This is a genomic window from Stenotrophomonas sp. Steno-Z1 (genome assembly GCF_056393175.1).
The window spans coordinates 53,207-77,198 of sequence record NZ_JBWJPB010000012.1 but is presented as its reverse complement, the minus strand read 5'-3'; the positions used below and the strand labels follow the sequence as shown (position 1 = coordinate 77,198).

Below are 23,992 nucleotides of genomic sequence, written 5' to 3'. Positions count from 1 at the left end.
GCATTCATCTCTGTGAGGGGCGCCTGTCCGGAGCACCGGTCGGGTGCCGCCGAGGGGGTGTTCGACCATCGTCAGGCAGGCCCCCTGCGAGTCCCGGGTGTATCCTATGGGGCTAACGACAAACCCCCGTACCCCAAGGATTTGCATGTCCCTCATCGCCACTTTCGACACCACCCAGGGCCCGATCAAGGTCGAGCTGTTCGCCGACAAGGCCCCGCTGACCGTCGCCAACTTCGTGAACCTGGTCAAGCACGGCTTCTATGACGGCCTGATCTTCCACCGCGTGATCCCCGATTTCATGATCCAGGGCGGCTGCCCGCAGGGTCGTGGCACCGGCGGCCCGGGCTACAAGTTCGAGGACGAGAAGAACGGCGTGCGTCACCAGGTGGGTTCGCTGTCGATGGCCAATGCCGGCCCGAACACGAACGGCAGCCAGTTCTTCATCACCCACATCAAGACCGATTGGCTGGACGGCAAGCACACCGTGTTCGGCCAGGTTCTGGAGGGTCAGGCCATCGTCGATTCGGTGAAGCAGGGCGACGTGATCCACTCGATCACCCTGGAAGGCGACACCGACGCCGTGCTGGCCGCCCAGGCCGAGCGCGTGGCCGAGTGGAACAAGCTCATCCCGGCCGCCTGATCCGATCCCGACGGCCCCCTGTGAAGGGGGCCGTTTTCACGTTCCGGCCGCCCCGCCAGGCCTGTCCCCGCCCGCGCGGCCATCTCCCCCATCGCTTCTTAGCTTCTTAGCAGAGGAAATCCCCATGAAAGCACCTGTTCGTGTTGCCGTGACCGGCGCCGCCGGCCAGATCGGCTACGCCCTGCTGTTCCGCATCGCCTCCGGCGACATGCTGGGCAAGGACCAGCCGGTTATCCTGCAGCTGCTCGAGCTGCCGGTCGACAAGGCCCAGGCCGCCCTGCGCGGCGTGATGATGGAACTGGAAGACTGCGCGTTCCCGCTGCTGGCCGGCATGGTCGGTACCGACGACGCCGAAGTGGCCTTCAAGGACGCCGACATCGCCCTGCTGGTCGGCGCGCGTCCGCGCGGCCCGGGCATGGAGCGCAAGGACCTGCTGCTGGAAAACGCCAAGATCTTCACCGCGCAGGGCGCGGCGTTGAACAAGGTCGCCAAGCGTGACGTCAAGGTGCTGGTGGTCGGCAACCCGGCCAACACCAATGCCTACATCGCCATGAAGTCGGCACCGGACCTGAACCCGCGCAACTTCACCGCCATGCTGCGCCTGGACCACAACCGTGCGCTGAGCCAGCTGTCGACCAAGCTCGGCAAGCCGGTCGGTGGCATGGAGAAGCTGATCGTGTGGGGCAACCACAGCCCGACCATGTACCCGGACTACCGTTTCGCCACCGCCGATGGTGCCTCCATCGCCGAAGCGATCAACGACCAGGAATGGAACGCGTCCACCTTCATCCCGACCGTGGGCAAGCGCGGCGCGGCGATCATCGAAGCCCGTGGCTCCTCCTCGGCCGCCTCGGCCGCCAATGCTGCCGTCGACCACATCCGTGACTGGGTGCTGGGCAGCAACGGCAAGTGGGTCACCATGGGCGTGCCGTCCGACGGCTCCTATGGCATCCCGGAAGGCGTGATCTTCGGCTTCGCGGTCACCACCGAAAACGGTGAGTACACCCTGGTCAAGGACCTGCCGGTGGACGACTTCAGCCAGAAGTACATCGACAAGACCCTGGCCGAGCTGGAAGAAGAGCGCGCCGGCGTGGCCCACCTGCTGGGTTGATCGATCGGCGGGCGCATGCCGACCGTTGGTCGGTGAGTTGACGAAAAACGCCAGGCATCGCCTGGCGTTTTTTTTGCCCGTCCGGTAGAGCCGAGCCATGCTCGGCTGGCCGTGGGCGGCACGGCAACGATCGGCGCCGAAGCAGCCGAGCATGGCTCGGCTCTACCTGGCCGTGCGACCGAGGGCGGGCTCTGCTCGACAAACGGTGGGTACACGCTGGTCAAGGATCTGCCGGTGCACGCCCCGGTAGAGCCGAGCCATGCTCGGCTGGCCGTGCGCAGCACGGCAACGATCGGCGCCGAAGCCGCCGAGCATGGCTCGACTCTACCCGGCCGTGCGACCGAGGTCGGGCGTCCCATGCCTCACCAACGGACCTGCTCGACAAACGGTGGGTACACGCTGTTCAAGGATCTGCCGGCGAACAACCCCTATAGCCGAGCCATGCTCGGCTGGCCGTGCGCAGCACGGCAACGATCGGCGCCGAGGCAGCCGAGCATGGCTCGGCTCTACCCGGGCGTGCGCAGCACGGCAATGATCGGCGCCGAAGCAGCCGAGCATGGCTCGGCTCTACCTGGCCGTGCGAAGCACGGCAATGATCGGCGCCGAAGCAGCCGAGCATGGCTCGGCTCTACCGGGCCCTACGACCAAGGTCGGACGGTCGGGCACCGACCATCGGACTATGCTCGATCCCATGGCTTTGTCTGGGAGGGCTGTCATGCGTTACGAGGAAATGTACCGACGTTCCATCGATGAACCCGAGGCGTTCTGGGCCGAGGAGGCGCAGCGCATCTACTGGCACAAGGCACCGGAGCAGATCCTCGACTACAGCACCCCGCCGTTCCGGCGCTGGTTCGTCGGTGGGGAAACCAACCTCTGTTACAACGCGGTCGATCGGCACCTGGCCGAGCGACCCGACCAGCTGGCGCTGGTGGCCATCTCCACCGAGACCGACGTGACCCGCGAGATCACCTACCGCGAGCTGTATCGCGAGGTGAACGCTTTCGCCGCCGTGCTGCAGCGACTGGACGTCGGCCGCGGCGACCGCGTGGTGATCTACATGCCGAACATGGCCGAAGCGGTGTTTGCGATGCTGGCCTGCGCCCGCATCGGCGCGATCCACTCGGTGGTGTTTGGCGGCTTCGCCGCGCACAACCTGGCACTGCGCATCGATGATGCCCAACCCAAGCTGCTGATCGCCGCCGATGCCGGCAAGCGCGGAGGCAAGGTCATTCCGTACAAGGCGATGGTGGATGCCGCGTGCGCCGAAGCCGCCTCGCCACCGCCGCACGTGCTGATCGTGTCGCGCGGGCTGGACCCGGCCGAGCCGAAGGTGCCCGGCCGCGACCTCGACTACGCCACCTTGCGCGAGGAAGTCGGCGACCAGGACGTGCCCGTGGTGTGGCTGGAATCCAGCGAGCCCAGCTACCTGCTGTATACCTCCGGCACCACCGGCAAGCCCAAGGGCGTGCAGCGTGATGTGGGCGGCTACGCGGTGGCGATGGCGCAGTCGATGCAGACCGTGTTCGACTGCAAGCCGGGACAGGTGATGTTCTCCACCTCGGACGTGGGCTGGGCGGTTGGCCATTCCTACAACGTGTACGGGCCGCTGATCGGTGGCTGCACCTCGCTGCTCTACGAAGGGCTGCCGACCCACCCCGACCCCGGCATCTGGTGGGCACTGTGCGAGCAATATGGCGTGCGCACGCTGTTCTCCTCGCCCACCGCCATCCGCGTGCTGAAGAAGCACGACACCGACTTCATCACCCGCCACGACCTGGATGCGCTCAAGTACGTGTTCCTGGCCGGCGAACCCCTCGACGAGCCGACCGCGCACTGGATCAACGATGCGCTGGGCAAGCCGATCATCGACAACTACTGGCAGACCGAAACCGGCTGGCCGGCGCTGACATTGCTGCCCGGCGTGGACATGAAGCCGGTGCGCTTCGGCTCGCCCGGCTTCCCCAACCTCGGCTACAAGATGAAGGTGATCGACGAGAACACCGGCGACGAAGTCGCGCCCGGGCAGAAGGGCGTGCTGGTGATGACCCCGCCGTTGCCGCCGGGCTGCATGAGCACGGTATGGAAGGACGACGACCGCTTCCTGCAGAGCTATTTCAGCCACTTCAAGGAGCTGCTGTACAGCTCGCTGGACTGGGCGATCCGCGACGAGGATGGCTACACCTTCATCCTGGGCCGCACCGACGATGTGATCAACGTGGCCGGGCACCGCCTGGGCACGCGCGAGATCGAAGAGTGCATCTCCGGCCACCCGCTGGTGGCCGAGGCGGCGGTGATCGGGGTCAAGGACGAGTTGAAGGGCCAGGTGCCGCTGGTGTTCGTCACCCTGCGCCAGGCGGTGGAGGGTGACGGCAGCGCGGTGATCACCGAGATGATGCAGCGGGTGACCCAGTCGCTGGGCGCGCTGGCGCGACCGGCGCACATCCACATCGTCAACGCCCTGCCCAAGACCCGCTCGGGCAAGCTGCTGCGGCGCTCGCTGCAGGCGCTGGCCGAAGAGCGTGATCCGGGCGATCTGTCCACGCTGGATGATCCGGCGGCACTTGATGAGATCCGGCGCGCGCTGGGGCACTGACCCGCACCGTCCGCTTCGCCGGGGACGAACATGCAGGCGCGGCCCCGGATGGGGCCGCCGCGGACCCGGTCGCCGTGCGGCGCAGCATGGCTGTCGAATACAGGATGCGGGCGGGCAGGGCGCTGGCTGCGGCGATCGGCTGGGGCGGCCTGCTGGCCCATGCGGTGTATCCGATTGCCGAGGCGGGGTGGCACTCGCGACGACTGAACTTCTTGCACGATCGCGTTGCCGGTCCTGCTCCTGGTCCTCATCCGCGCTACCGCCGGCATCTGCAGTTCCGCGCCGACGCCTGACCGATGCGTGCTGCAGCGCATTATCGGTGGCGGCCGGCCTCAGGTAAGCTCCGAACGTGACCGCTGCAGGCCCCGGGGCCTGGCGGTGCGTGCTGGGGACACGGCGCGCACGGGGGCGCCGGCGTGGGCAACCACCTGGAACGGTCGCAAGGGGACGTACGGGCACCGGCCGAGGGCTGGCTGCCGGGCGTGGCAACACCGCAGTGACAGGGGGAACCACCACATGGCCTACATCCATGCCAAGACGGCCGCGGGCCGTCAGGAAATCGAAGACCGCGCGCGGCGCCTGCCGCCGGCATTGCGGTCCATTCTGCTGATGGTCGATGGTCAGCGCGATGACGACGCGTTGACCGCGCTGTTACCGGGCCTGCGCGCGCCGGAGGACGCATTGGCACAACTGGCGCAGGCCGGACTGATCGAAGTGGTTGGCGGCGCGGTTGCGGCACCGGCCGCGCGCACGCTCACCGCCGGCCGCGAGCAGGATCCGGACCTGTACAAGCGCCTGTACGACTGGATGAGCGAATCGGTGCGCAGGCACCTCGGGCTCAAGGGCTATTTCATGCAGCTCAAGATCGAGCGGTGCACCGATGCCGGCGCGTTGGAGAAACTGTGGCCGGACATGGCCGCCGCGGTCGCCAAGGCCAGGAGCCCGGCGTTGGCCAGCCGCTGGCTGAGCGACACCCATGCGCTGCTCGACGCACCCGCCGCGCCAGCGACAGCGGTGCCGGACACGGCGACCGCGGTTCCTGGCTGAATCGTGGCGTCTTGGAAGGGTGGTGGTCGTCGCGCCCGGGCGTTACCTTGCCTGGCTACACCCGCAGGAGCCACGCGATGGACCCCACGAAGGACGATGACGGCACCCCGGGCTGGGATGCGATCAACGCGGCGCTGGCCGCGCTGTATCCCGGCCAGGAGCCGAAGCATTACGGCACGGCGCTGCCCTACACATTGGGCGGCGACGATCCGCTGGACGGCATCAGCGTGTACTGGGCCGACGCCCCGCGCCCGCACTGGCACTACGTCACCTACGGCTTCTCCGAGCTGTACGACAAGCAGAGCGATGACGCGGCTGACAGCGGCTACGGTTTCGAACTGACCTTCCGCCTGGCCGCCGCGCCGGGAGAGGCGCCGGACGCCGCGCCGCCGGTGTGGCCGATGAACCTGCTGCAGAACCTGGCGCGTTATGTATTCGGCAGCGGCAATGTGTTCGAGGCCGGCCACCATCTGGACGCCAACGGTCCGATCGCGCTGGAGACCGATACCGTGCTGCGCCACCTGGCCCTGGTCGAGGATCCGCAACTGCCGGCGCGTGACACCGCCAACGGCCGTGTGCGTTTCCTGCAGGTGGTAGGCCTGAGCGATGACGAGATGGCCGCGGTGCGGCGCTGGTCGACGCAGGGCGTGCTGGACGCGTTGGCGCCGGCCATGCCGCTGTGGATCACCGACCTGCAGCGCGGCTCGCTGCTGGCCGATCCGGCGCTGGCCGCGGCGGTCGAGGCCGGCAGCGCCCGCGAGGGCTCCACCACCGGCATGCTGTTCATCGAAACGCTTGGATGGGCGGTGGAGGGCGATACCGTCGAACTGGTGCTCGGCGCCGGCCAGGTGCCGGGCGTGCTGGAGCTGTTGCCACTGCGGCTGGACCACGGCCGTGCGCTGACCCTGGCCGACCGCGAGCGAAGCTGGCGCTTCGAACCGGGCGAGGCCGACCATGTCGCGCTCGAACAGGACAGCGCGCGCTGCGTGCTCAGCCCGGCCACCCTGCGCGGCGTGCTGGAGCACGTGCAGGCCCAGCGCGGCACCTACCCGCTGCCCGGTGGCCGCCTGCGGATCCGGGTGGTGCCGACCGAGCTGCGCGACGCCAGCGGCAACGTGGTGCGTACGCTCGGCTAGCAGGGCGCAGGGTGCTACCGGCACAAAAAAGAGAGCCCGGCAGTGCCGGGCTCTCTTCTTATATATGCGCAACGCCGAACGACTCAGCTCAGGCCTTCGGCCTTCAGCGTGGCCTGCACGCCGGCATCGGCGTCCATGCGCTTCTTGTAGGCGGCGATGTTGTCCAGGCCGCTCAGGTCGACCTTGGCGCCCGCTGCCCAGCGCAGGGTGATGTAGAAGTACGGGTCGGCAAAGCTGCGGAAACCGGCCAGCCACGGGCGGTCGGCGAGCTGCTTGTCGGCACGTTCGAACAGGCCGCGCAGGCGCTTGAGCGCGGTGGCGCGGATGGCGTCGTACTGGCTGTCGTCTTCGATGAAAGTGCCCGGGCCGAACAGCGGCTTGAACGCCGGGTGCAGGTCCGAGTTGACGAAGGACAACCAGCGGGTGGCCTCGGCGCGCTGCTGGGCGCTGCCGTCACCGGCCAGGCCGGCCTGCGGGTAGGTATCGGCGATGTAGCCCATGATCGCCGCGTTCTGGGTCAGGATGAAATCGCCATCGACCACCGCCGGCACCGAGCCGGCCGGATTGATCTTCAGGAACGCCGGCGCCTTCAGGGTGTCCTTGTCGAGCAGTTCCACCTCGAACGGCTGGCCGGTCCACTGCAGGGCGATGTGGTCGGCGGTGGAGCAGGCACCGGGCTTGCTGTACAGCTTCATGGGAACTCCGTTGGGAGGGTGATGGGGCAGCCGCTCACTATTCCAGAGCGGGACCCGTATCCTCAACGGTATGGCCGTAACAGATCGTTACGACGCGCGCGGCTTGAGTTTCTGCACGCGGTAGAAGGTGTGGTCGCCGATCGTGGCCACCTGGTAGGCGTTGCGCCAGCTCGGGTTGGCGATCGACAGCGCGGCGAAGTGGCTCGCCCCGGGCACGATCTCCTTGCGCTCACCGGCCGGCAGGGCCCAGTTGCGTTCGGCATCGAAGGCCACGGTCATTGCTTCCTGCCAGGCGTCCGCGTTGCCCAGCTGGGTGCCGGGGGCGACGATGGTCGGGGCGAACTGCTTGCGCGCGGTGACCACCTTGCACATCGAGTCGCCCCACAGGCCGCTGTCCAGCCGGCGCAGGGCCACCTCCGCGACGGCTTGCTGGCCGCGCAGGGTCTGGTCACGCGCTTCGAGGTAGACGGTCGTGCTCAGGCACAACGAATCGGCGGCAGGCTGCGGCAACAACTGTGACAGCCAGAGAATCCAGGCCAGTTTCATAAATCTCCTTGCTCCGTGTGGGCCGCACCTGGCTGTCCATCCGATCGTGCGGACGGGGCGAGGGTACGACTTGGCGTCATGGGGAGGCGGCCATCGGGGCCGCCCGGGAGCGGACCCGAACAAGACGTGGGGTCCGCGCGCTCACTCGAACTGGGTGGTGAGCGGGAAAGTTGGCGCACGATAGGGGGCCATTTCCCAATGCATCCTGAACCCGAAGGCTTGACATTCAGGTTCGGAGCGGGGCTAGGATCGCGTTCACGGGTCCGTATTCAGGTCGCTGTCGGGCGCCCTCAGAGTGCGGCGGCGAGGTGGCTTCCCTGGTGGATGGCGCGCTTGGCGTCCAGTTCCGCGGCGACATCCGCGCCGCCGATCAGGTGCGCGTTGATCCCGGCCGCCTGCAGTGCCGCATGCAGATCGCGGCGCGGTTCCTGCCCGGCACAGACCACCACGTGGTCGACCGGGAGGGTCTGTTCCTGGCCATCGATGCGGATGCGCAGGCCGTCATCGTCCACGCCCAGGTACTCCACGCCGCCGAGCATTTTCACGCCCTTGGCCTTGAGCGTGGCGCGATGGATCCAGCCGGTGGTCTTGCCCAGCCGGGCGCCGGGCTTGCCCGGGCTGCGCTGCAGCAGCCAGACCTTGCGCGCGGCCGGCTCCGGCGCCGGCCTGGCCAACGCGCCGCGCCCTTCGAAGGTGGGATCCACGCCCCATTCGGCCATCCAGCGGGCCGGGTCCAGCGCGCTGGACGGACCATCATGGACGAGGAACTCGCCGACATCGAAGCCGATCCCGCCAGCGCCGATGATCGCCACCTGTGCGCCGGCCTGGACCCGGCCAAGCAGCACGTCCAGGTAGTTGACCACCTTGGGGTGGTCGGCGCCGGGGAAGTCGACCCGACGCGGGGTGATCCCGGTGGCCACCACCACCTCGTCGAAGCCGGCCAGCGTGGCCACGTCGGCCACGGTACCCAGCTTCACGTCCACGCCGGTCTGCTCGAGGGTGTGGCGGAAGTACCGCAGGGTCTCGTGGAATTCTTCCTTGCCCGGGATGCGCTTGGCCACGTTGAACTGGCCGCCGATCTCGCTGCCGGCGTCGAACAGGGTGACCGCGTGGCCGCGCCCGGCCGCGACCGTGGCGCACGCCAGGCCGGCCGGGCCGGCGCCGACCACCGCCACACGCTTGGCCACGGTAACCGGGCGGTAGACCAGCTCGGTCTCGTGCGCGGCACGCGGGTTGACCAGGCAGCTGGCGGTCTTGTTCTCGAACACGTGGTCCAGGCACGCCTGGTTGCAGGCAATGCAGGTATTGATCGCCTCGGGCCGACCGGCGCGGGCCTTGTTGGCCCACTCCGGATCGGCCAGCAACGGGCGCGCCAGCGACACCATGTCCGCGCCGCCGCCGGCCAGGATGCGCTCGGCCACGTCGGGCATGTTGATGCGGTTGGTGGCGATCACCGGCACCTGCACGTGCGGCTTCAGCTTGGCGGTGACCCCGGCGAACGCCGCGCGCGGCACCGAGGTGGCGATGGTGGGGATGCGTGCTTCATGCCAGCCGATGCCGGCGTTGATCAGCGTGGCGCCGGCGGCTTCGATCGCCTTGGCCTGCTCCACGATTTCCGCCCAGTTGCTGCCGTCCTCGACCAGGTCGACCAGCGACAGGCGGTAGATGATGATGAAGTCCGGGCCGCACGCTTCGCGGATGCGGCGCACGATCTCCACGGCAAAGCGCATGCGCTGGGCCGCATCGCCGCCCCAGCGGTCGTTGCGCTTGTTGGTGCGCGGGGCGATGAACTCGTTGATCAGATAGCCTTCCGAGCCCATCACTTCGACGCCGTCATAGCCGGCCTCGCGCGCCAGCCGCGCGCTGCGCGCGTAATCGGCGATATGGCGCTCCACGCCGCCGGCGGACAGCGCGCGGGGGGTGAACGGATTGATCGGTGCCTTCTGCTTCGACGGTGCCACCGACAGGGGGTGGTAGGCATAGCGGCCGGCATGCAGCAGCTGCAGGCAGATCTTGCCGCCGTTGGCGTGCACCGCGGCCGTCACCTGGCGATGCGGGCGGACCTCCCACGGCCAGGACAATTTGCCGCCGAACGGCTTGAGCCAGCCGACCACGTTCGGCGCAAAGCCGCCGGTGACGATCAGCCCCACGCCGCCGGCAGCGCGCTCGGCGAAGTAGGCGGCCAGGCGCGGGAAGTCGCGGGCGCGGTCCTCCAGGCCGGTGTGCATGGACCCCATCAGGATGCGATTGCGCAGCTGGGTGAAGCCCAGGTCCAGCGGAGCGAACAGGTGCGGATAGGCGGGGGATTCGGCGGGGGACTCGGCGGCTGGCGACATGTCGATACGCTTGCGTACGGAAGCGCGAAGGGTGCCGCGAAAGGCCCTCACAAGCAAGGGGGCGCTTCGCGGCATCCTTCGCGCTTCGCCCGCGGTTTGCGGTGCGAACCACGGGCCCCCGGGCATGCCGCCACCATTGGCCAGCACTACGCGGGCCCGGATGCCCTCAGGGCGTGGCTGCCGCCGGGGCAGGCTTGCGGATGCCGAACAGCGGCAGGGTCACGCCGCACAGTGGGCCGATCAACAGCGCGAAGGCGAGGGTGCCGACGCCGACGTTGCCGCCGAGCTGCCAGCCGATGACCAGCACGCTGCCTTCGATCCCGCTGCGCACCCCCCAGATCGGCCAGCCGGTGCGGGCGTGCAGGCCGGTCATCAGGCCATCGCGGGGGCCGGGGCCGAAACGCGCGCCGATGTACAGGCCGGTGGCCAGGGCGACGATCAGCAGGCCGGACAGGAACATCGGGATCTGCCACGCCAGGCCATGCACCTCCGGCAGCAGCCACAGGCCGAACTGCGCGCTGGGGCCGATCAGCATCACGTTGAGCACCGTGCCCAGGCCGGGCTTCTGGCGGATCGGCCACCACAGCAGCAGCACCAGCGCGCCGACAACATTGGTGGCCACGCCGAACGACAGGGGCGTCTGCAGGGCGATGCCCTGAGAAAGCACGTCCCAGGGCGCCACCCCGATCGCGGCGCGGATCATCACTGCCGCCCCCATGCCGTACAGGAACAGGCCGATCAGCAGTTGCAGCAGGCGCAGCGGGAGCGAGGTGGGCATGGCGACATCACCGGGAGGGCCCTTGAATGTAGGTCGGACGGGGGAGGGCCGACAGATACAGATAGGTGGCAATGTGCGCCGACAGCCGCGGTCGGCGCGCGGGTGCCGTCACTCCCAGCCGGACAGCACCAGCTTGCCGATCGTGCTGCCGCTTTCCAATTGGCGGTGGGCCTGGCGCAGGTTGGCCGCATTGATCACGCCCAGGTGCGCACTGCGCGTGCTGCGCAGCGCGCCGGCGTCGACCAGGCTGGCTACCCGGCTCAGGATGCGGTGCTGTTCGATCCTGTCCGCAGTGCGGAACCTGGCGCGGGCGAACATGAATTCCCAATGGATCCCGATGCACTTGGCCTTGTACGGGTCGCCGATGCGCACTGCATCGCGCGGCTCGACGATCAGGCCCACATGCCCCTGCGGTGCCAGCAGCTCCCCCAGCACGTCCCAATAGCGGTCGGTGTCGGCGAGGTTGAGGGCGACATGCACCTGCGCGATGTCCAATGCCTGCAGCTGGGCGGGCAAGGGGTGGCGATGGTCGATCACGTGGTGGGCGCCCATCTGCCGGCACCACTGCGCGGAGGCCTCGCGTGAGGCGGTGGCCACCACGGTGAAGCCCGCGTGGCGCGCCAACTGGATCGCGATCGAGCCCACGCCGCCGGCGCCGCCGATGACCAGCAGTACCTGGCCGGCATGACGGCGGTCATCGAACTGTAATGGCATGCGCTGGAACAGCAGTTCCCACGCGGTCAACGCGGTCAGCGGCAATGCGGCGGCATCGGCGAAATCCAGCGTGGCCGGCTTGCGCCCCACCAACCGCTCATCCACCCATTGCCACTGCGCGTTGCAGCCGGGACGGGTGACATCGCCGGCGTAATAGACTTCGTCACCGGGCAGGAACGCGGTGACCTCCGGCCCGACCGCGTCCACCACGCCGGCGGCGTCGTAGCCGAGGATGCGCGGCGGGTCCTCTTGCTGCGCGCGCGGCGCGCGTTGTTTGGTGTCCACCGGGTTGACCGATACCGCGTGGACGCGAACCAGCAGATCCGCGCCGGTGGGAATTCCCGGTGGCGGCACGTTCAGGTCGAGCAGCGAGGCGGGGTCGTCGATCGGCAGGTAACGCGTTAAACCCACGGCTTTCATGGCGGCTCCCACGCAGGATTCGCATCCATCATACGACCGTATACAACGCTGTTCCTGCGCTGAATCAAGACGCTGCGCGTTACGCTGCGGAATAATGCGGCGGATGTGACACGCCCGGTAGGGGATGCGAAAACCCTTGTCGTTGCTGGGTCTTGCGCAATTTCATCAACCTGTATAGGGTGCCACCAGCTGGGCCGGGTAGAGGTCTGGCCGTCGTCTTCACATGTTACGTGACCGTTAACATCACCTTCACCCTCCTGAGCATAATGTTCGCGGCGGTGGCGTGCTGAATCGGCAGTCTGAAAACGACGCAGGTGCTGGCCCATGCCTCTACCGGTTTCATACCCCCGAAATAGGAGCTGTACTCAATGAACAAGAAGATCCTTACTGCCGCGCTGCTGGGCGGTCTGGCTTTCGCCCAGGCTGCATCGGCGCAGGATTTTGATGACCGCTGGTACCTGACCGGTTCGGCCGGCTTCAACTTCCAGGATAGCGACCGTCTGACCAACGACGCTCCGTTCGTGACCCTGGGCCTCGGTAAGTTCATCAGCCCCAACTGGTCGCTGGACGGCGAGCTGAACTACCAGAACCCGAACTTCGATGCCAACCAGGATCTGAACTGGAGCCAGTACGGCGTCTCGCTCGACCTGCGTCGCCACTTCATCTCTGAAGGCCGCGGCTGGAACCCCTACCTGCTGATGGGTCTGGGCTACCAGAAGTCGGAAGAAGAGTACGGCTCGCTGAACCTGAACGGTCCGCGTGAGCGCAAGGACGGCAACCTCGGCGCCAAGGTCGGTGTCGGCCTGCAGACCACCTTCGAAAAGCGCGTTGCTGTCCGCGCCGAAGTGGCGTACCGCGCTGATTTCGACGACCAGAGCGTTTCCGCTCCGGACGAGAGCTGGTTCGGCGACGTGCTGGCTTCGGTCGGCGTCGTGATCCCGCTGGGCCCGGCCCCGACCGCTGCTGTGGTTGCCCCGGCTCCGGTGGCTCCGAGCTGCGCAGACCTGGATGACGACGGCGACGGCGTCAACAACTGCGACGACAAGTGCCCGGATTCGCAGCCGGGTCAGACCATCGGTCCGGACGGTTGCCCGGTGCCGGTCTCCATCGATCTGAAGGGCGTGAACTTCGACTTCGACAAGGCGACCCTGCGTCCGGACGCCGTGGCGATCCTGAGCGAAGCCACCGAGATCCTGAAGCGTTACCCGGATCTGCGCGTTGAAGTTGCCGGTCACACCGACTCGAAGGGTACCGACGCTTACAACCAGAAGCTGTCGGAGCGTCGCGCCACCACCGTGTATGACTACCTGACCAAGAACGGCGTGTCCGCTTCGCGTCTGGTGGGTCCGATCGGCTACGGCGAGAGCCGTCCGATTGCTCCGAACACCAACCCGGATGGTTCGGACAACCCGGAAGGTCGTGCAAAGAACCGTCGTACCGAGCTGAACGTCCAGAACTAATCCTTCTGGTAGTACAGCCTCAGAAGAGGGCCCGGCATTGCCGGGCCCTTTTTTTGTTCTTTTTTTCCATCCCGGGCGGCGACAAGCATGTGGCGCGCTTTGGAGCGTTGGTGACGCGGGTGTGGGTGGGTCGGGCGCTGGGGTCCCATGCCCTTGGAGGCGAAATAAAGGAGGAGGGGGCGGCCGCAGGCCGACGCCGGGGGACATTCGCCGGAAAGGGCATGGGACCCCAGCGCCCGACCCACCGACGGAAGTGAGAAAAGCCTGGCTTCGACCTCCGCACCGCAAGCGAGCCCCGTCGCGGTCGGTAGGCTCCTGGGCAAAATAAAGGAGGAGGCCGCCCCGCGGCCGGGGGACACTGCGCCAGGGGCCTACCGGCCGCGACGGGGCCCTTACGCTCGCGTATCACCCGATCGAAGCCAGCGTTTAAGGGATCGAAGAAGAAATCAACAATAAATCCAACAAGTTGCCGTATTCATTGAATGTGGGATCTTGAAAGCCGTTGTGGCGCTGTTAAACTCGCCGCGTCACCCTATTCCCTGGATGCATCCCATGCTGCGTATCGCACTGGCCGCCGTGCTCGGCCTGGCCCTGATCCCCACCGCCTACGCAGCCGTGGATTGCTCGGCACGTGCCATCAGCGCCTCGCCGCTGCCGCTGCCGGCCACCGCCATCGCGCCGGTTGCCGAAGAACTTTACATCCGCAACGTCCAGCTTGGCATGCCCGCTGGCGTGCTCACCTCCAATTTCGACCAGCAGCAGTCGCTCGACCGCGTCCTGCAGCGCCTGCGCATCGACGGCTGCCAGAACATCGCCAAGGCCATGCCCGGCGCACCGGCGATCAAGGCCAACGACCCGGCCGCCTACAAGCCGGCGACCGAATTCGACAATACCCCGTGGCGCTTCGACATGAGCCAGAACGGCAAGCGCATGACCGCCGAAGAGTTCGACGCCTGGATGAAGGCGCGCGGTGTGCGCGTGGTCAAGGCACGTCCGGTTCCCGCCGCCGCACCGGCTGCCGCCGACGCACCGGCTGACACCAAGCCGGGCGAGAAGAAGTAAGCCGCGCGCTGCGCGGAGCACGATGAGCACACGCCGGCCCCCCGCCGCGCCTGCATCCCGACCACGCCGCCCCGAGCGGCGTGCGTCACCGGCAAGTCCCGCGCGCAGTGACGGCGCCACGCGCCACGGCCTGGCGCGCGTGTTGTCCAAGGCCGGCCTGTGTTCACGCACAGAGGCGGCGCGCTGGATCCAGGCCGGGCGGGTCACCGTCGATGGCCGCGTCATCAACAATCCCGAATTCCCCATTGTCGACGGGCGCCACCAGGTGCGCGTCGACGGCCAGCCGCTCGACGCTCTGCGGCGCATCCACCTCATGCTCAACAAGCCGCGCGGCCTGGTCACCACCGCGCAGGACGAGCAGGGCCGCGACACCGTCTACCGGTGCTTCGATGGCGCGGGCCTGCCCTGGATCGCCCCGGTGGGGCGCCTGGACAAGGCCAGCGAAGGGCTGCTGTTGTTCAGCAACGACCCGCAGTGGGCGGCGCGGCTGACCGATCCGGCCACCGGCCCGGACAAAACCTACCACGTGCAGATCGACGCCATTCCCGATGCCGCCCAGTTGCAGGCGCTGTGCACGGGCGTGGAAGAAGAGGGCGAACGGCTGCGCGCGCGCCGCGCCACGCTGCTGCGCAGCGGTGAGAAGACCGCCTGGCTGGAAGTGGTGCTCGACGAAGGCCGCAACCGGCACATCCGCCGCCTCCTCGCTGCCCTGGACATCAACGTGCTGCGCCTGGTGCGCGTGGCCATCGGGCAGCTGCCGATGGGCGAGCTGGGCAAGGGGGCCTGGCGCGAGCTGAGCCCACACGATCTGGATGCGTTGTATGCCGCGGCCGATGGCGCCGCGGCCCCGCCGTGACTTTCCAGCCTGCCCGTGCGTGGCAGGCAGACCGAACCGGGCAATGGATGGCCTTGTACCCGACGTTCCATTCACTACCGGGAGATTCCCCCATGCACGCCAACCTCCTCAACCGCCCGCTGTTCCGTGGCGCCTGCCTGCTGCTGCCGGCCGTGCTGCTGACCGCCTGTGGCGGCCACAAGCAAACGGCCAAGGCCGATGCGCCGGTCATCGAGAACATGGTGGAAGTCAAAACGCCCGAACTCGATGGGCGCGGCAGCTACCGCTTCATGATGAGCAATGGCGACAAGAAAATGTCCGCCGATGAGTTCGACGCCTGGATGAAGGCCAATGGCATCCGCGTGGCCAAGGGCAATGGCCAGGACCGCCCGGTGGCGGCACCGGTGGTGGTGGCCAGCAAAGAACAGGCCAAGGACAAGAAGAAAAAGAAGAAGTAAGCGGGTAACGCCGGACGTGGGTCGGCGGGGGCACGCAGGCGTGCCCCGGCCAGGTGTTCATGGCACCGCTGCGGAGGGCCGCCACCCCTGCGGTGGCGCCACCCGAGGGAGGGGCGTCAGTTCTTGATCACGCCCAGCTCGACGCCGATGCGGGTGAACGCATCGATCGCCCGGTCCAGGTGGGCACGCGTATGCGCGGCGCTGATCTGGGTGCGGATGCGCGCCTGGCCCTTGGGCACCACCGGGAAGAAGAAACCGATCGCGTAGATGCCTTCTTCCAGCAGGCGCTCGGCGAACGTCTGCGCCAACGGCGCGTCGTACAGCATCACCGGGCTGATCGGGTGCACGCCGGGCTTCACGTCGAAACCGGCGGCGGTCATCTTCTGGCGGAAGTAGGCGGTGTTCTCGGCCAGGGTGCTGCGCAGGTCGTCGGCGGCGGCCAGCATCTCGAAGGCCTTGATGCCGGCGGCGACCACGTGCGGCGGCAGCGAGTTGGAGAACAGGTACGGGCGCGAGCGCTGGCGCAGCAGTTCGATCACCTCGGCGCTGGCACAGGTGAAGCCGCCCAGCGCGCCGCCCATGGCCTTGCCCAGGGTGCCGGTGATGATGTCGATCTTCTCCAGCACGCCCTTGACCTCGGCCGAGCCGCGGCCGGTGGCGCCGAGGAAGCCGGTCGCGTGGCACTCGTCGATGTGCACCAGCGCGTTGTACTTCTTCGCCAGCGCGGTGATCTCATCCAGCGGGGCGATGAAGCCGTCCATCGAGAACACGCCGTCGGTGGTGATCAGCTTGGTTTTGCAGCCGGCGGCATCGGCAGCCTGCAGCTGGGCTTCCAGGTCGGCCATGTCGCAGTTGGCGTAGCGGAAACGCTTGGCCTTGCATAGGCGCACGCCGTCGATGATCGAGGCATGGTTGAGCGCGTCGGAGATGATCGCGTCGTTCTCGCCCAGCAGCGGCTCGAACAGGCCGCCGTTGGCGTCGAAGCAGGCCGCGTACAGGATGGTGTCCTGCTTTCCGAAGAAGTCGGCGATCTGCTTTTCCAGCTGCTTGTGCAGGTCCTGGGTGCCGCAGATGAAGCGCACCGAGGCCATGCCGAAGCCATGGCTGTCCAGGGCGTCCTTGGCTGCCTGGATCAGGTCGGGATGGTCGGCCAGGCCCAGGTAGTTGTTGGCGCAGAAATTGAGCACCGTGCGACCGTCGTCCAGGGTGATCTCGGCCGACTGCGGGCTGGTGATGATGCGTTCGGACTTGAACAGGCCCTGGGCGCGGATCGCCTCCAGTTCTTCAACGTAGTGCTGGGTCAGCGGGGCGGAGGTGGCATCGCTCATGGCAGGCAGTCTTCGGCACGGGAAACCCGGGATTTTACCTGCCGGGACGCGGTGCCGGGGGCTGGACCGCAGGCCAGGCCGGGGCGACGGCGCCAAGACAGTTACAGACGTGATTGTTGCATCGCAATATCAATCAGGTTAAAAAACCGTAAACCACGCCGCATCCGCCCACCCACGTCCCGGAGAGACCCCGCATGAACCACGCCACGCGCTGTACCGCCGCCGCTGTGCTCTGCGCCGCCCTGATCGCCCCGTTCGCCGCCAGTGCCCAGGACGAGGCCGAGTCTCCGTTCAGCTGGAACATCACGGCGGTCTCGGATTACGTCTTCCGCGGTGCGTCCCAGACCGATGAAAACCCGACCGGGCAGGCGGGCTTCACCTATACCTCGCCGGTCGGGCTGTACGCGGGCGTGTGGGGCTCCGGCGTGGACTTCGGCGCCGGCAGCCCGGATTTCGAGGTGGATTACTTCGTCGGCTACAACATCGATGTCAGCGAAAACGTCAATGTCGATGTGATGGTCAACCGCTACACCTACCCGGGTGCCAGCGACCTTGCCTACAACGAACTCATCACCAAGACCACGTTCGCCGAGCACTACAGCGCGACGGTGGCCTACAGCAACGATGTGTGGAATTCCGGGACCGATGGCTGGTACTACGGGGTGGGCGCGGAGTGGCCGCTGGCCCATGATTTCGCTGTGACCGCCAACCTGGGGCGCAGCACCTTCGAGAAGGATGTCGGCAACGATTACACCGACTGGAACGTGGGCGTGAGCAAGGCGATCGGCATGGTGACCGTGGGCCTGGGCTATTACGGCACCGACGGCAACGGCAAGGACAACTTCGGCAAGCTGGCCGACAACCGCGTGGTGCTGACCTTCTCCGTCGGCAAGTAGGCCACGGCGGGCGCGCATCGCCGGTCATGAAAAAGGCGCCCGATGGGCGCCTTTTTCGTTTCCGTGCCGGGGGCGGCCCGTGTCGGGCATCGCACCGGGAGCCGCCAGGTCACCGCCCCTGGGGGTGACTCAATTCCAGCTCAGCACCACCTTGCCGGCCTTGCCCTGTTCCATCAGGTCGAAGCCCTTCTGGAAGTCGTCGATCGGCAGCTGGTGGGTGAGCACCTTGCCGAGCGGGAAGCCGGACAGCACCAGCTGGGTCATCTTGTACCAGGTCTCGTACATCTTGCGGCCGTAGATGCCCTGCACGGTCAGGCCCTTGAAGATGATCTTGTCCCAGTCGCAGCCGGCGCCCTTGGGCATGATGCCGAGCATGGCGATCTTGCCGCCGTGGTACATGCAGTCGAGCATGTCGTTGAACGCACGCGGGTTGCCGCTCATTTCCAGGCCCACGTCGAAGCCCTCCATGTGCAGGTCCTTCATCACGTCCTTGAGCGAGGTGTTGGACACGTTGACCACGCGGGTGGCGCCCATGTCGGCGGCCAGCTTCAGGCGGAAATCATTGACGTCGGTGACCACCACGTTGCGCGCGCCGATGTGCTTGCAGATACCGGCGGCAATGATGCCGATCGGGCCGGCGCCGGTGATCAGCACGTCCTCGCCGATCACGTTGAACTCCAGCGCGCAATGCGCGGCGTTGCCGTAGGGATCGAAGAAGGCGGCCAGCTCGGACGGGATCTGGTCCGGGATCGGCCACAGGTTGCTGGCCGGCATCACCATGTACTCGGCGAAGGCGCCGTTGACGTTGACGCCGATGCCCACGGTATTGGGGCACAGGTGCGGGCGACCGCCGCGGCAGTTGCGGCAGTGGCCGCAGACGATGTGGCCTTCGGCCGAGACGCGCTGGCCCACTTCGTAGCCGGTGACGCCCGGGCCGATTTCGGCGATGCGGCCGACGAACTCATGGCCGATGGTCAGGCCCGGCTTGATGGTGCGCTGGCTCCATTCGTCCCACAGGTAGATGTGCAGGTCGGTACCGCAGATGGCGGTCTTTTCCAGCTTGATCAGGACCTCGTTCGGGCCCGGGGTCGGGACCGGAACGTCTTCCAGCCAGATGCCCTTGGCGGCTTCACGCTTGACCAGGGCCTTCATTGTTTGCTGCGCCATCTCGGTGGAACTCGTCAGGGGGAAAACGCGGATTATAGAGCCGCCGGCGGGTTTCCCATGTTGCGTTGCGGGTGGTTCGGGGTGGGGGCAGCGCTTCCTTCTGGCGAGGGAGGTGCCGGGCAGGCCGGTGCACGACACGCCGTGAACCCCGTCCTTGGGGGCTCGGTATTGCCATCCATGGCACCACACGGTCCTGCACCGGCCTGCCCGGCACCTGCGGACACATGGCCGCGAGTGGCGGAATGCCACTGGGGGAGACGGTAGAGCCGGACCATGCCCGGCTGGCCGCGCACGGCGCGGCAATGATCGGCGTCGGTCACACTCCCCATGACTTCCGGGGTGCGGCCCGGGGCAGGGGGCGGGCTAGAATCGGCGGTTCTCTTTGCAAGGGGCTGCTCAATGCGCTCGAACCTGCTCGCTTTTTCCGTCGTCGCCAGCCTCGGGCTGGTCCAGGTCGCCCATGCCGCCGAAGGCATGTGGGTGCCGCAGCAGCTGCCGGAAATCGCCGGCCCGCTCAAGCAGGCCGGCCTGAAGCTGTCGCCGGAGCAGATCTCCAACCTGACCGGCGACCCGATGGGTGCGGTCGTGGCGCTGGGCGGCTGCACCGCCAGCTTCGTCTCCCCGCAGGGCCTGGTGGTGACCAACCACCATTGCGCCTACGGTGCGATCCAGTTGAACTCGACCGCCGAGAAGAACCTGATCAAGGACGGTTTCAACGCGCCGACCCTGAAGGATGAGCTGAGCGCCGGCCCCAATGCCCGCGTGTACGTGCTCGACCAGATCACCGATGTGACCGCGCAGGCCAAGGCCGCGATCGCCGCCGCCGGCAAGGATCCGCTGGCCCGCACCCGCGCGCTGGATGCGTTCGACAAGGCGCAGACCGCCGCCTGCGAAGCCGACGCCGGTTTCCGCTGCCGTCTGTTCAGCTTCTCCGGCGGCAACACCTACCGCCTGTTCCGCAACATGGAAATCAAGGACGTGCGCCTCGTCTATGCGCCCCCGGGCAGCGTCGGCAAGTTCGGCGGCGACATCGACAACTGGATGTGGCCGCGCCACACCGGCGATTTCTCGTTCTACCGCGCCTACGTGGGCAAGGACGGCAAGCCGGCCGCCTTCTCGGCCGACAACGTGCCTTACCAGCCCAGGCACTTCCTGAAGTTCGCCGACCAGCCGCTGGGCGCCGACGACTTCGTGATGGTGGCCGGCTACCCGGGCCGCACCAATCGCTACGCGCTGGCCGGCGAGTTCGATGAAACCGCCCGCTGGACCTACCCGACCATCGCGCGCCACTACAACGCCGTGCTGAAGATGATCGACGAGGCCGGCAAGGCCGACCCGGACGTCAAGGTGAAGTACGCCGCCACCGCGGCCAGCATGAACAACGTGGCCAAGAACTACGCCGGCCAGCTGGAGGGCTTCAAGCGCATCGACGCGGCCGGCCAGAAGCAGGCCGAAGAAGCCGCCGTGCTGGCGTGGCTGAAGAAGCGCGGTGCCGCTGGCAAGCCGGCCCTGGCCGCGCATGCGCAGCTGGTCCAGCATTTGGACACGAGCAAGGCCACGCGTGAGCGCGATCTGTTCGTCAGCCAGTTCAACAGCACCTCCGCGGTGGGCACGGCGATCAGCCTGTACCGGCTGTCGATCGAGCGCAGCAAGGCCGATGCCGAGCGCGAAGCCGGTTACCAGACGCGCGACCTGCCCTCCATCGAAGGCGGCCTGAAGCAGATGGACCGCCGCTATGTCGCGCGCATGGACCAGCAGCTGCAGACCTACTGGCTGAGCCAGTACGTGGCCCTGCCGGCCGCGCAACGCAGCAACGAGGTGCTCAACCAGTGGCTGGCAGGCAGCGACAAGGCGGCCGTGGATGGCCTGGTCGGCAAGCTCGCCGGCACCCGGCTGGGCAGCCTGGATGAGCGCCTGAAGTGGTTCAAGGCCGACCGCGCGGCCTTCGAGGCCAGCACCGATCCGGCGATCCAGTACGCGGTGGCGGTGATGCCGGCGCTGCTGAAGCAGGAAGAGCAGAAGAAGACCCGCGAAGGCGAGTCGCTGGTGTCGCGCCCGCTGTACCTGCAGGCGGTGGCGGACTACAAGAAGAGCAAGGGCGAGTTCGTCTACCCGGACGCCAACCTGTCGCTGCGCATCACCTTCGGCAACGTCATGGGCTACGGCAAGGACGGCGTGAACTACACCCCGTTCACCACGCTGGAAGGCGTGGCCGCCAAGGAAACCGGCGAAGACCCGTTCGATTCGCCCAAGGCGCTGCTGGATGCGGTCAAGGCCAAGCGCTATGGCGGCCTGGAAGACAAGCGCCTCGGCTCGGTGCCGGTGAACTTCCTGTCCAACCTGGACATCACCGGCGGCAACTCCGGCTCGCCGGTGCTCGATGCGAACGGCAAGCTGGTCGGCCTGGCCTTCGACGGCAACTGGGAGTCGGTCAGCTCCAACTGGGTGTTCGACCCGGTGATGACCCGCATGATCGCGGTGGACAGCCGCTACATGCAGTGGATCATGCAGGAAGTGGCGCCCGCGCCGCAGTTGCTGAAAGAGCTGAACCTGGCCGACTGACCCCTCAACACCCCGCGGCGCACGCCGCGGGGTTTTTCGTTGCGCGCGTGCCGGCTGCGGGCGGCATGACCTGGCCGACCCGCCGCACGACCGCACGACCGCACGACCGGATGTGCGCGACGGCGGCAGCGGGGCAGGGCACGCGGTATCATGCGTGTCCCTCGATCATTCACGCCATGTGAACGATTGCGACAGCCTTCCTCCCCGCAAGGACTCCCAGTACGCATGCGCATCCTGCTTGCCCGCCACGGTGAAACACCGTGGAATGCCGAAGGCCGCTACCAGGGCCAGATCGATATCCCGTTGTCACCGATCGGCGAAGCCCAGGCGCAGGCCCTCGGGGAGCGCCTGAGGTCGGTGGATATCACGCGTGCGGTGGCGTCGCCGTTGTCGCGCGCGCAACGCACCGCGCACCTGGCGCTGGGCACCGAGCGTGCGCCGATGCTGCTGACCGAGCCGGACCTGCAGGAAATCGCCCACGGTGAGTGGGAAGGCCTGCTGGCCAGCGAGATCCACGACAAGGACCCGTCGCGGCTGCAGGCCTGGCGCGATGAGCCGGACACCGTGCTCATGCCGGGCGGTGAATCGCTGCGCCTGGTGCTGGAACGCAGCTGGCGCGGCCTGGCCCGCGCGGCTGACGGCCTCGGCGAGCACGACACCCTGCTGGTGGTCGCGCACGACGCGGTCAACCGGGTCATCCTGTGCCGCATCCTGGGGCTGCCGCTGTCGCGCCTGTGGACGTTCCGCCAGGCCCCGACCACGTTGAACCTGCTGGAAGGGCCGGACCTGGACCAGCTGGAGGTGGTGCGCCTGAACGACTGCGCCCACCACACCCCGTTCTTCGGCGAAGCCAAGCACCGCGCGCTGTAATCGCCCCGCGTCCCATCCCGTCGTCCGCCCCATCGATCCAACGCCCATGACCACCGCCCGCCCGCTTACCCTCTCCGATTGGCTGACCTACATCGAGCAGCAGCACCCGGCCAGCATCGACATGGGCCTGGACCGCGTGCGCAGCGTGGCGCAGGCGATGGGGCTGGCACAGCCGGGGGCGCACACCATCGTGGTCGGCGGCACCAACGGCAAGGGCTCCACGGTGGCCTTCATCGAAGCGATCGCGCAGGCCGCCGGCTGGCGGGTCGGGGCCTACACCTCGCCGCACCTGCTGCGTTACAACGAGCGCGTACGCATCGATGGCCAGGACGTTTCCGACGCGGCGTTGATCGCCGCATTCAACGCGATCGAAGATGCGCGCGGCAGCACCACGCTGACTTATTTCGAATACGGCACGCTGGCCGCATTGCAGGTGTTCGGTACGGCCGGGCTGGACCTGGCGGTGCTGGAAGTGGGCCTGGGTGGGCGGCTGGATGCGGTCAACATCATCGATGCCGACGTGGCGGTGATCACCACCGTGGACATCGACCACAGCGACTGGCTGGGCGAGGACCGTGAGGCCATCGGTGCGGAGAAGGCCGGCATCATCCGTGGCTGGAAGCCGGTGATCCTGGGCGAGACCGACCCACCGTCCAGCGTGCTGGCGCGCGCATACCTGCTGGGGGCCAACGCGATCCGTGGCGGCAGCGATTTCTTCGCCGACGTGATCGATGCGCAGCACTGGCGCTGGCGTGATGTCGGCTTCCGCATCGACCTGCCCATGCCATCGCTGCGCGGGCCGATCCAGTTGCGCAATGCGGCCTCGGCCATCGCCGCGCTGCGCACGCTGGACATGCCGCTGCCACGTGCCGCGATCAGCGCCGGGGTGGCCAATGCCCGTATCCGCGGTCGCCTGCAGCAGGTCGAGCGTGATGGCGTGGCGGTGCTGGTCGACGTGGGCCACAACCCGCAGGCCGCACGCGAACTGGCCATCGCGCTGAACGCCGCGCCCGTGGCCGGGCGCACCGTGGCGGTGTTCGCCGCGCTGCAGGACAAGGATGCCGTCGGCGTGGTGCAGGCGCTGGGCGAACAGGTGCAGGACTGGCACCTGGCCGGCCTGGAGGGCGCCCGTGCACAAACGGCCACTGCCCTGCAGGCACGCCTTCACGACACCGCCGCCGCCAGCGGCACCTGCCATGCCAGCGTGGCTGATGCGCTGCACGCTGCGCTGGCCGGGAGCGCGGCGGGCGACCGCGTGCTGGTGTTCGGCTCGTTCCACACTGCCGCGCAGGCATTGCAGTGGCTGGATGCCGCTGAGTAAGCCGCCGCTGCACCACG

General features: G+C 67.6%; 21 protein-coding genes. 14 read left to right on the top strand and 7 right to left on the bottom strand.

Annotated features, from left to right (window positions below; all coding sequences use genetic code 11):
• The first annotated feature begins 145 nt into the window (after positions 1–145).
• From AC06FD_RS19755 to AC06FD_RS19730, 6 genes are all read left to right on the top strand, one after another.
• A complete protein-coding gene (locus tag AC06FD_RS19755) occupies positions 146–640 on the top strand; it encodes a peptidylprolyl isomerase (RefSeq protein ID WP_259209917.1) in 495 nt (164 codons plus the stop codon).
• Positions 641–764: 124 nt separating this feature from the next.
• Entirely contained in the window at positions 765–1,751 is a 987-nt protein-coding gene (locus AC06FD_RS19750; protein ID WP_019186175.1) for a malate dehydrogenase, read from the top strand.
• Positions 1,752–2,466: 715 nt separating this feature from the next.
• A complete protein-coding gene (gene prpE / locus AC06FD_RS19745; protein WP_394163980.1) occupies positions 2,467–4,344 on the top strand; it encodes a propionate--CoA ligase in 1,878 nt (625 codons plus the stop codon).
• A gap of 86 nt (positions 4,345–4,430) precedes the next feature.
• Positions 4,431–4,637 (top strand): hypothetical protein, encoded by a 207-nt coding sequence (locus AC06FD_RS19740; protein WP_478078695.1) that lies wholly within the window; start codon positions 4,431–4,433, stop codon positions 4,635–4,637.
• Positions 4,638–4,860: 223 nt separating this feature from the next.
• Positions 4,861–5,391, top strand: a complete 531-nt coding sequence (locus tag AC06FD_RS19735) for a hypothetical protein (protein WP_259209922.1) — start codon at positions 4,861–4,863, stop codon at positions 5,389–5,391.
• Positions 5,392–5,468: 77 nt separating this feature from the next.
• Entirely contained in the window at positions 5,469–6,527 is a 1,059-nt protein-coding gene (locus AC06FD_RS19730; protein ID WP_478078694.1) for a suppressor of fused domain protein, read from the top strand.
• A gap of 83 nt (positions 6,528–6,610) precedes the next feature.
• On the opposite strand, the gene AC06FD_RS19725 is transcribed toward AC06FD_RS19730, so the two are convergent.
• From AC06FD_RS19725 to AC06FD_RS19705, 5 genes are all read right to left on the bottom strand, one after another.
• Positions 6,611–7,222, bottom strand: a complete 612-nt coding sequence (locus AC06FD_RS19725; protein ID WP_259209927.1) for a glutathione S-transferase N-terminal domain-containing protein — start codon at positions 7,220–7,222, stop codon at positions 6,611–6,613.
• A gap of 87 nt (positions 7,223–7,309) precedes the next feature.
• The gene (locus tag AC06FD_RS19720) at positions 7,310–7,768 is read right to left on the bottom strand and encodes a cell wall hydrolase (RefSeq protein ID WP_259209928.1); all 459 of its coding nucleotides are present in this window, start codon (positions 7,766–7,768) and stop codon (positions 7,310–7,312) included.
• A 290-nt stretch (positions 7,769–8,058) separates the two neighbouring features.
• Positions 8,059–10,104, bottom strand: coding sequence for an oxidoreductase (locus AC06FD_RS19715; protein WP_478078693.1), 2,046 nt, complete (start codon positions 10,102–10,104; stop codon positions 8,059–8,061).
• Between the two features lie 166 nt (positions 10,105–10,270).
• On the bottom strand, positions 10,271–10,882 hold the full coding sequence (gene yczE, locus AC06FD_RS19710) for a membrane protein YczE (protein WP_478078692.1): 612 nt from the start codon (positions 10,880–10,882) through the stop codon (positions 10,271–10,273).
• Positions 10,883–10,990: 108 nt separating this feature from the next.
• Positions 10,991–12,016, bottom strand: coding sequence for a zinc-binding alcohol dehydrogenase family protein (locus AC06FD_RS19705; protein ID WP_449335869.1), 1,026 nt, complete (start codon positions 12,014–12,016; stop codon positions 10,991–10,993).
• 368 nt (positions 12,017–12,384) lie between these two features.
• Here AC06FD_RS19705 and AC06FD_RS19700 point away from each other — a divergent pair, with 368 nt between their 5' ends.
• From AC06FD_RS19700 to AC06FD_RS19685, 4 genes are all read left to right on the top strand, one after another.
• Positions 12,385–13,476: an OmpA family protein gene (locus tag AC06FD_RS19700; protein ID WP_259209936.1), complete on the top strand. Its 1,092-nt coding sequence runs from the start codon at positions 12,385–12,387 to the stop codon at positions 13,474–13,476.
• Between the two features lie 552 nt (positions 13,477–14,028).
• Positions 14,029–14,538 (top strand): hypothetical protein, encoded by a 510-nt coding sequence (locus AC06FD_RS19695; protein WP_259209939.1) that lies wholly within the window; start codon positions 14,029–14,031, stop codon positions 14,536–14,538.
• 22 nt (positions 14,539–14,560) lie between these two features.
• Positions 14,561–15,394, top strand: coding sequence for a pseudouridine synthase (locus AC06FD_RS19690; protein ID WP_478078691.1), 834 nt, complete (start codon positions 14,561–14,563; stop codon positions 15,392–15,394).
• A gap of 92 nt (positions 15,395–15,486) precedes the next feature.
• The gene (locus AC06FD_RS19685; protein WP_259209942.1) at positions 15,487–15,831 is read left to right on the top strand and encodes a hypothetical protein; all 345 of its coding nucleotides are present in this window, start codon (positions 15,487–15,489) and stop codon (positions 15,829–15,831) included.
• A gap of 116 nt (positions 15,832–15,947) precedes the next feature.
• Here AC06FD_RS19685 and kbl read toward each other — a convergent pair whose 3' ends face one another.
• Positions 15,948–17,159, bottom strand: a complete 1,212-nt coding sequence (gene kbl, locus AC06FD_RS19680) for a glycine C-acetyltransferase (protein WP_259209945.1) — start codon at positions 17,157–17,159, stop codon at positions 15,948–15,950.
• A gap of 194 nt (positions 17,160–17,353) precedes the next feature.
• Between kbl and AC06FD_RS19675 the strand changes: the two genes are divergently transcribed.
• Positions 17,354–18,055, top strand: coding sequence for a TorF family putative porin (locus AC06FD_RS19675; RefSeq protein ID WP_259209947.1), 702 nt, complete (start codon positions 17,354–17,356; stop codon positions 18,053–18,055).
• A gap of 129 nt (positions 18,056–18,184) precedes the next feature.
• Here the strand turns inward: AC06FD_RS19675 and tdh are convergent, their stop codons facing one another.
• A complete protein-coding gene (tdh, locus tag AC06FD_RS19670) occupies positions 18,185–19,207 on the bottom strand; it encodes an L-threonine 3-dehydrogenase (protein ID WP_259210047.1) in 1,023 nt (340 codons plus the stop codon).
• A gap of 414 nt (positions 19,208–19,621) precedes the next feature.
• Here tdh and AC06FD_RS19665 point away from each other — a divergent pair, with 414 nt between their 5' ends.
• From AC06FD_RS19665 to folC, 3 genes are all read left to right on the top strand, one after another.
• Entirely contained in the window at positions 19,622–21,784 is a 2,163-nt protein-coding gene (locus AC06FD_RS19665; protein ID WP_478078690.1) for a S46 family peptidase, read from the top strand.
• Between the two features lie 225 nt (positions 21,785–22,009).
• A complete protein-coding gene (locus AC06FD_RS19660; RefSeq protein WP_259209953.1) occupies positions 22,010–22,654 on the top strand; it encodes a histidine phosphatase family protein in 645 nt (214 codons plus the stop codon).
• A 46-nt stretch (positions 22,655–22,700) separates the two neighbouring features.
• Complete coding sequence (folC, locus tag AC06FD_RS19655) at positions 22,701–23,975, top strand: bifunctional tetrahydrofolate synthase/dihydrofolate synthase (protein WP_259209954.1); 1,275 nt, start codon at positions 22,701–22,703, stop codon at positions 23,973–23,975.
• Positions 23,976–23,992: the final 17 nt, after the last annotated feature.

Bases quoted from the DNA above. Each gene is read 5' to 3' on its own strand.
- AC06FD_RS19755 (WP_259209917.1), top strand. From the start codon at position 146: ATGTCCCTCATCGCCACTTTCGACACCACCCAGGGCCCGATCAAGGTC.
- AC06FD_RS19750 (WP_019186175.1), top strand. From the start codon at position 765: ATGAAAGCACCTGTTCGTGTTGCCGTGACCGGCGCCGCCGGCCAGATC.
- prpE (WP_394163980.1), top strand. From the start codon at position 2,467: ATGCGTTACGAGGAAATGTACCGACGTTCCATCGATGAACCCGAGGCG.
- AC06FD_RS19740 (WP_478078695.1), top strand. From the start codon at position 4,431: ATGGCTGTCGAATACAGGATGCGGGCGGGCAGGGCGCTGGCTGCGGCG.
- AC06FD_RS19735 (WP_259209922.1), top strand. From the start codon at position 4,861: ATGGCCTACATCCATGCCAAGACGGCCGCGGGCCGTCAGGAAATCGAA.
- AC06FD_RS19730 (WP_478078694.1), top strand. From the start codon at position 5,469: ATGGACCCCACGAAGGACGATGACGGCACCCCGGGCTGGGATGCGATC.
- AC06FD_RS19725 (WP_259209927.1), bottom strand. From the start codon at position 7,222: ATGAAGCTGTACAGCAAGCCCGGTGCCTGCTCCACCGCCGACCACATC.
- AC06FD_RS19720 (WP_259209928.1), bottom strand. From the start codon at position 7,768: ATGAAACTGGCCTGGATTCTCTGGCTGTCACAGTTGTTGCCGCAGCCT.
- AC06FD_RS19715 (WP_478078693.1), bottom strand. From the start codon at position 10,104: ATGTCGCCAGCCGCCGAGTCCCCCGCCGAATCCCCCGCCTATCCGCAC.
- yczE (WP_478078692.1), bottom strand. From the start codon at position 10,882: ATGCCCACCTCGCTCCCGCTGCGCCTGCTGCAACTGCTGATCGGCCTG.
- AC06FD_RS19705 (WP_449335869.1), bottom strand. From the start codon at position 12,016: ATGAAAGCCGTGGGTTTAACGCGTTACCTGCCGATCGACGACCCCGCC.
- AC06FD_RS19700 (WP_259209936.1), top strand. From the start codon at position 12,385: ATGAACAAGAAGATCCTTACTGCCGCGCTGCTGGGCGGTCTGGCTTTC.
- AC06FD_RS19695 (WP_259209939.1), top strand. From the start codon at position 14,029: ATGCTGCGTATCGCACTGGCCGCCGTGCTCGGCCTGGCCCTGATCCCC.
- AC06FD_RS19690 (WP_478078691.1), top strand. From the start codon at position 14,561: ATGAGCACACGCCGGCCCCCCGCCGCGCCTGCATCCCGACCACGCCGC.
- AC06FD_RS19685 (WP_259209942.1), top strand. From the start codon at position 15,487: ATGCACGCCAACCTCCTCAACCGCCCGCTGTTCCGTGGCGCCTGCCTG.
- kbl (WP_259209945.1), bottom strand. From the start codon at position 17,159: ATGAGCGATGCCACCTCCGCCCCGCTGACCCAGCACTACGTTGAAGAA.
- AC06FD_RS19675 (WP_259209947.1), top strand. From the start codon at position 17,354: ATGAACCACGCCACGCGCTGTACCGCCGCCGCTGTGCTCTGCGCCGCC.
- tdh (WP_259210047.1), bottom strand. From the start codon at position 19,207: ATGAAGGCCCTGGTCAAGCGTGAAGCCGCCAAGGGCATCTGGCTGGAA.
- AC06FD_RS19665 (WP_478078690.1), top strand. From the start codon at position 19,622: ATGCGCTCGAACCTGCTCGCTTTTTCCGTCGTCGCCAGCCTCGGGCTG.
- AC06FD_RS19660 (WP_259209953.1), top strand. From the start codon at position 22,010: ATGCGCATCCTGCTTGCCCGCCACGGTGAAACACCGTGGAATGCCGAA.
- folC (WP_259209954.1), top strand. From the start codon at position 22,701: ATGACCACCGCCCGCCCGCTTACCCTCTCCGATTGGCTGACCTACATC.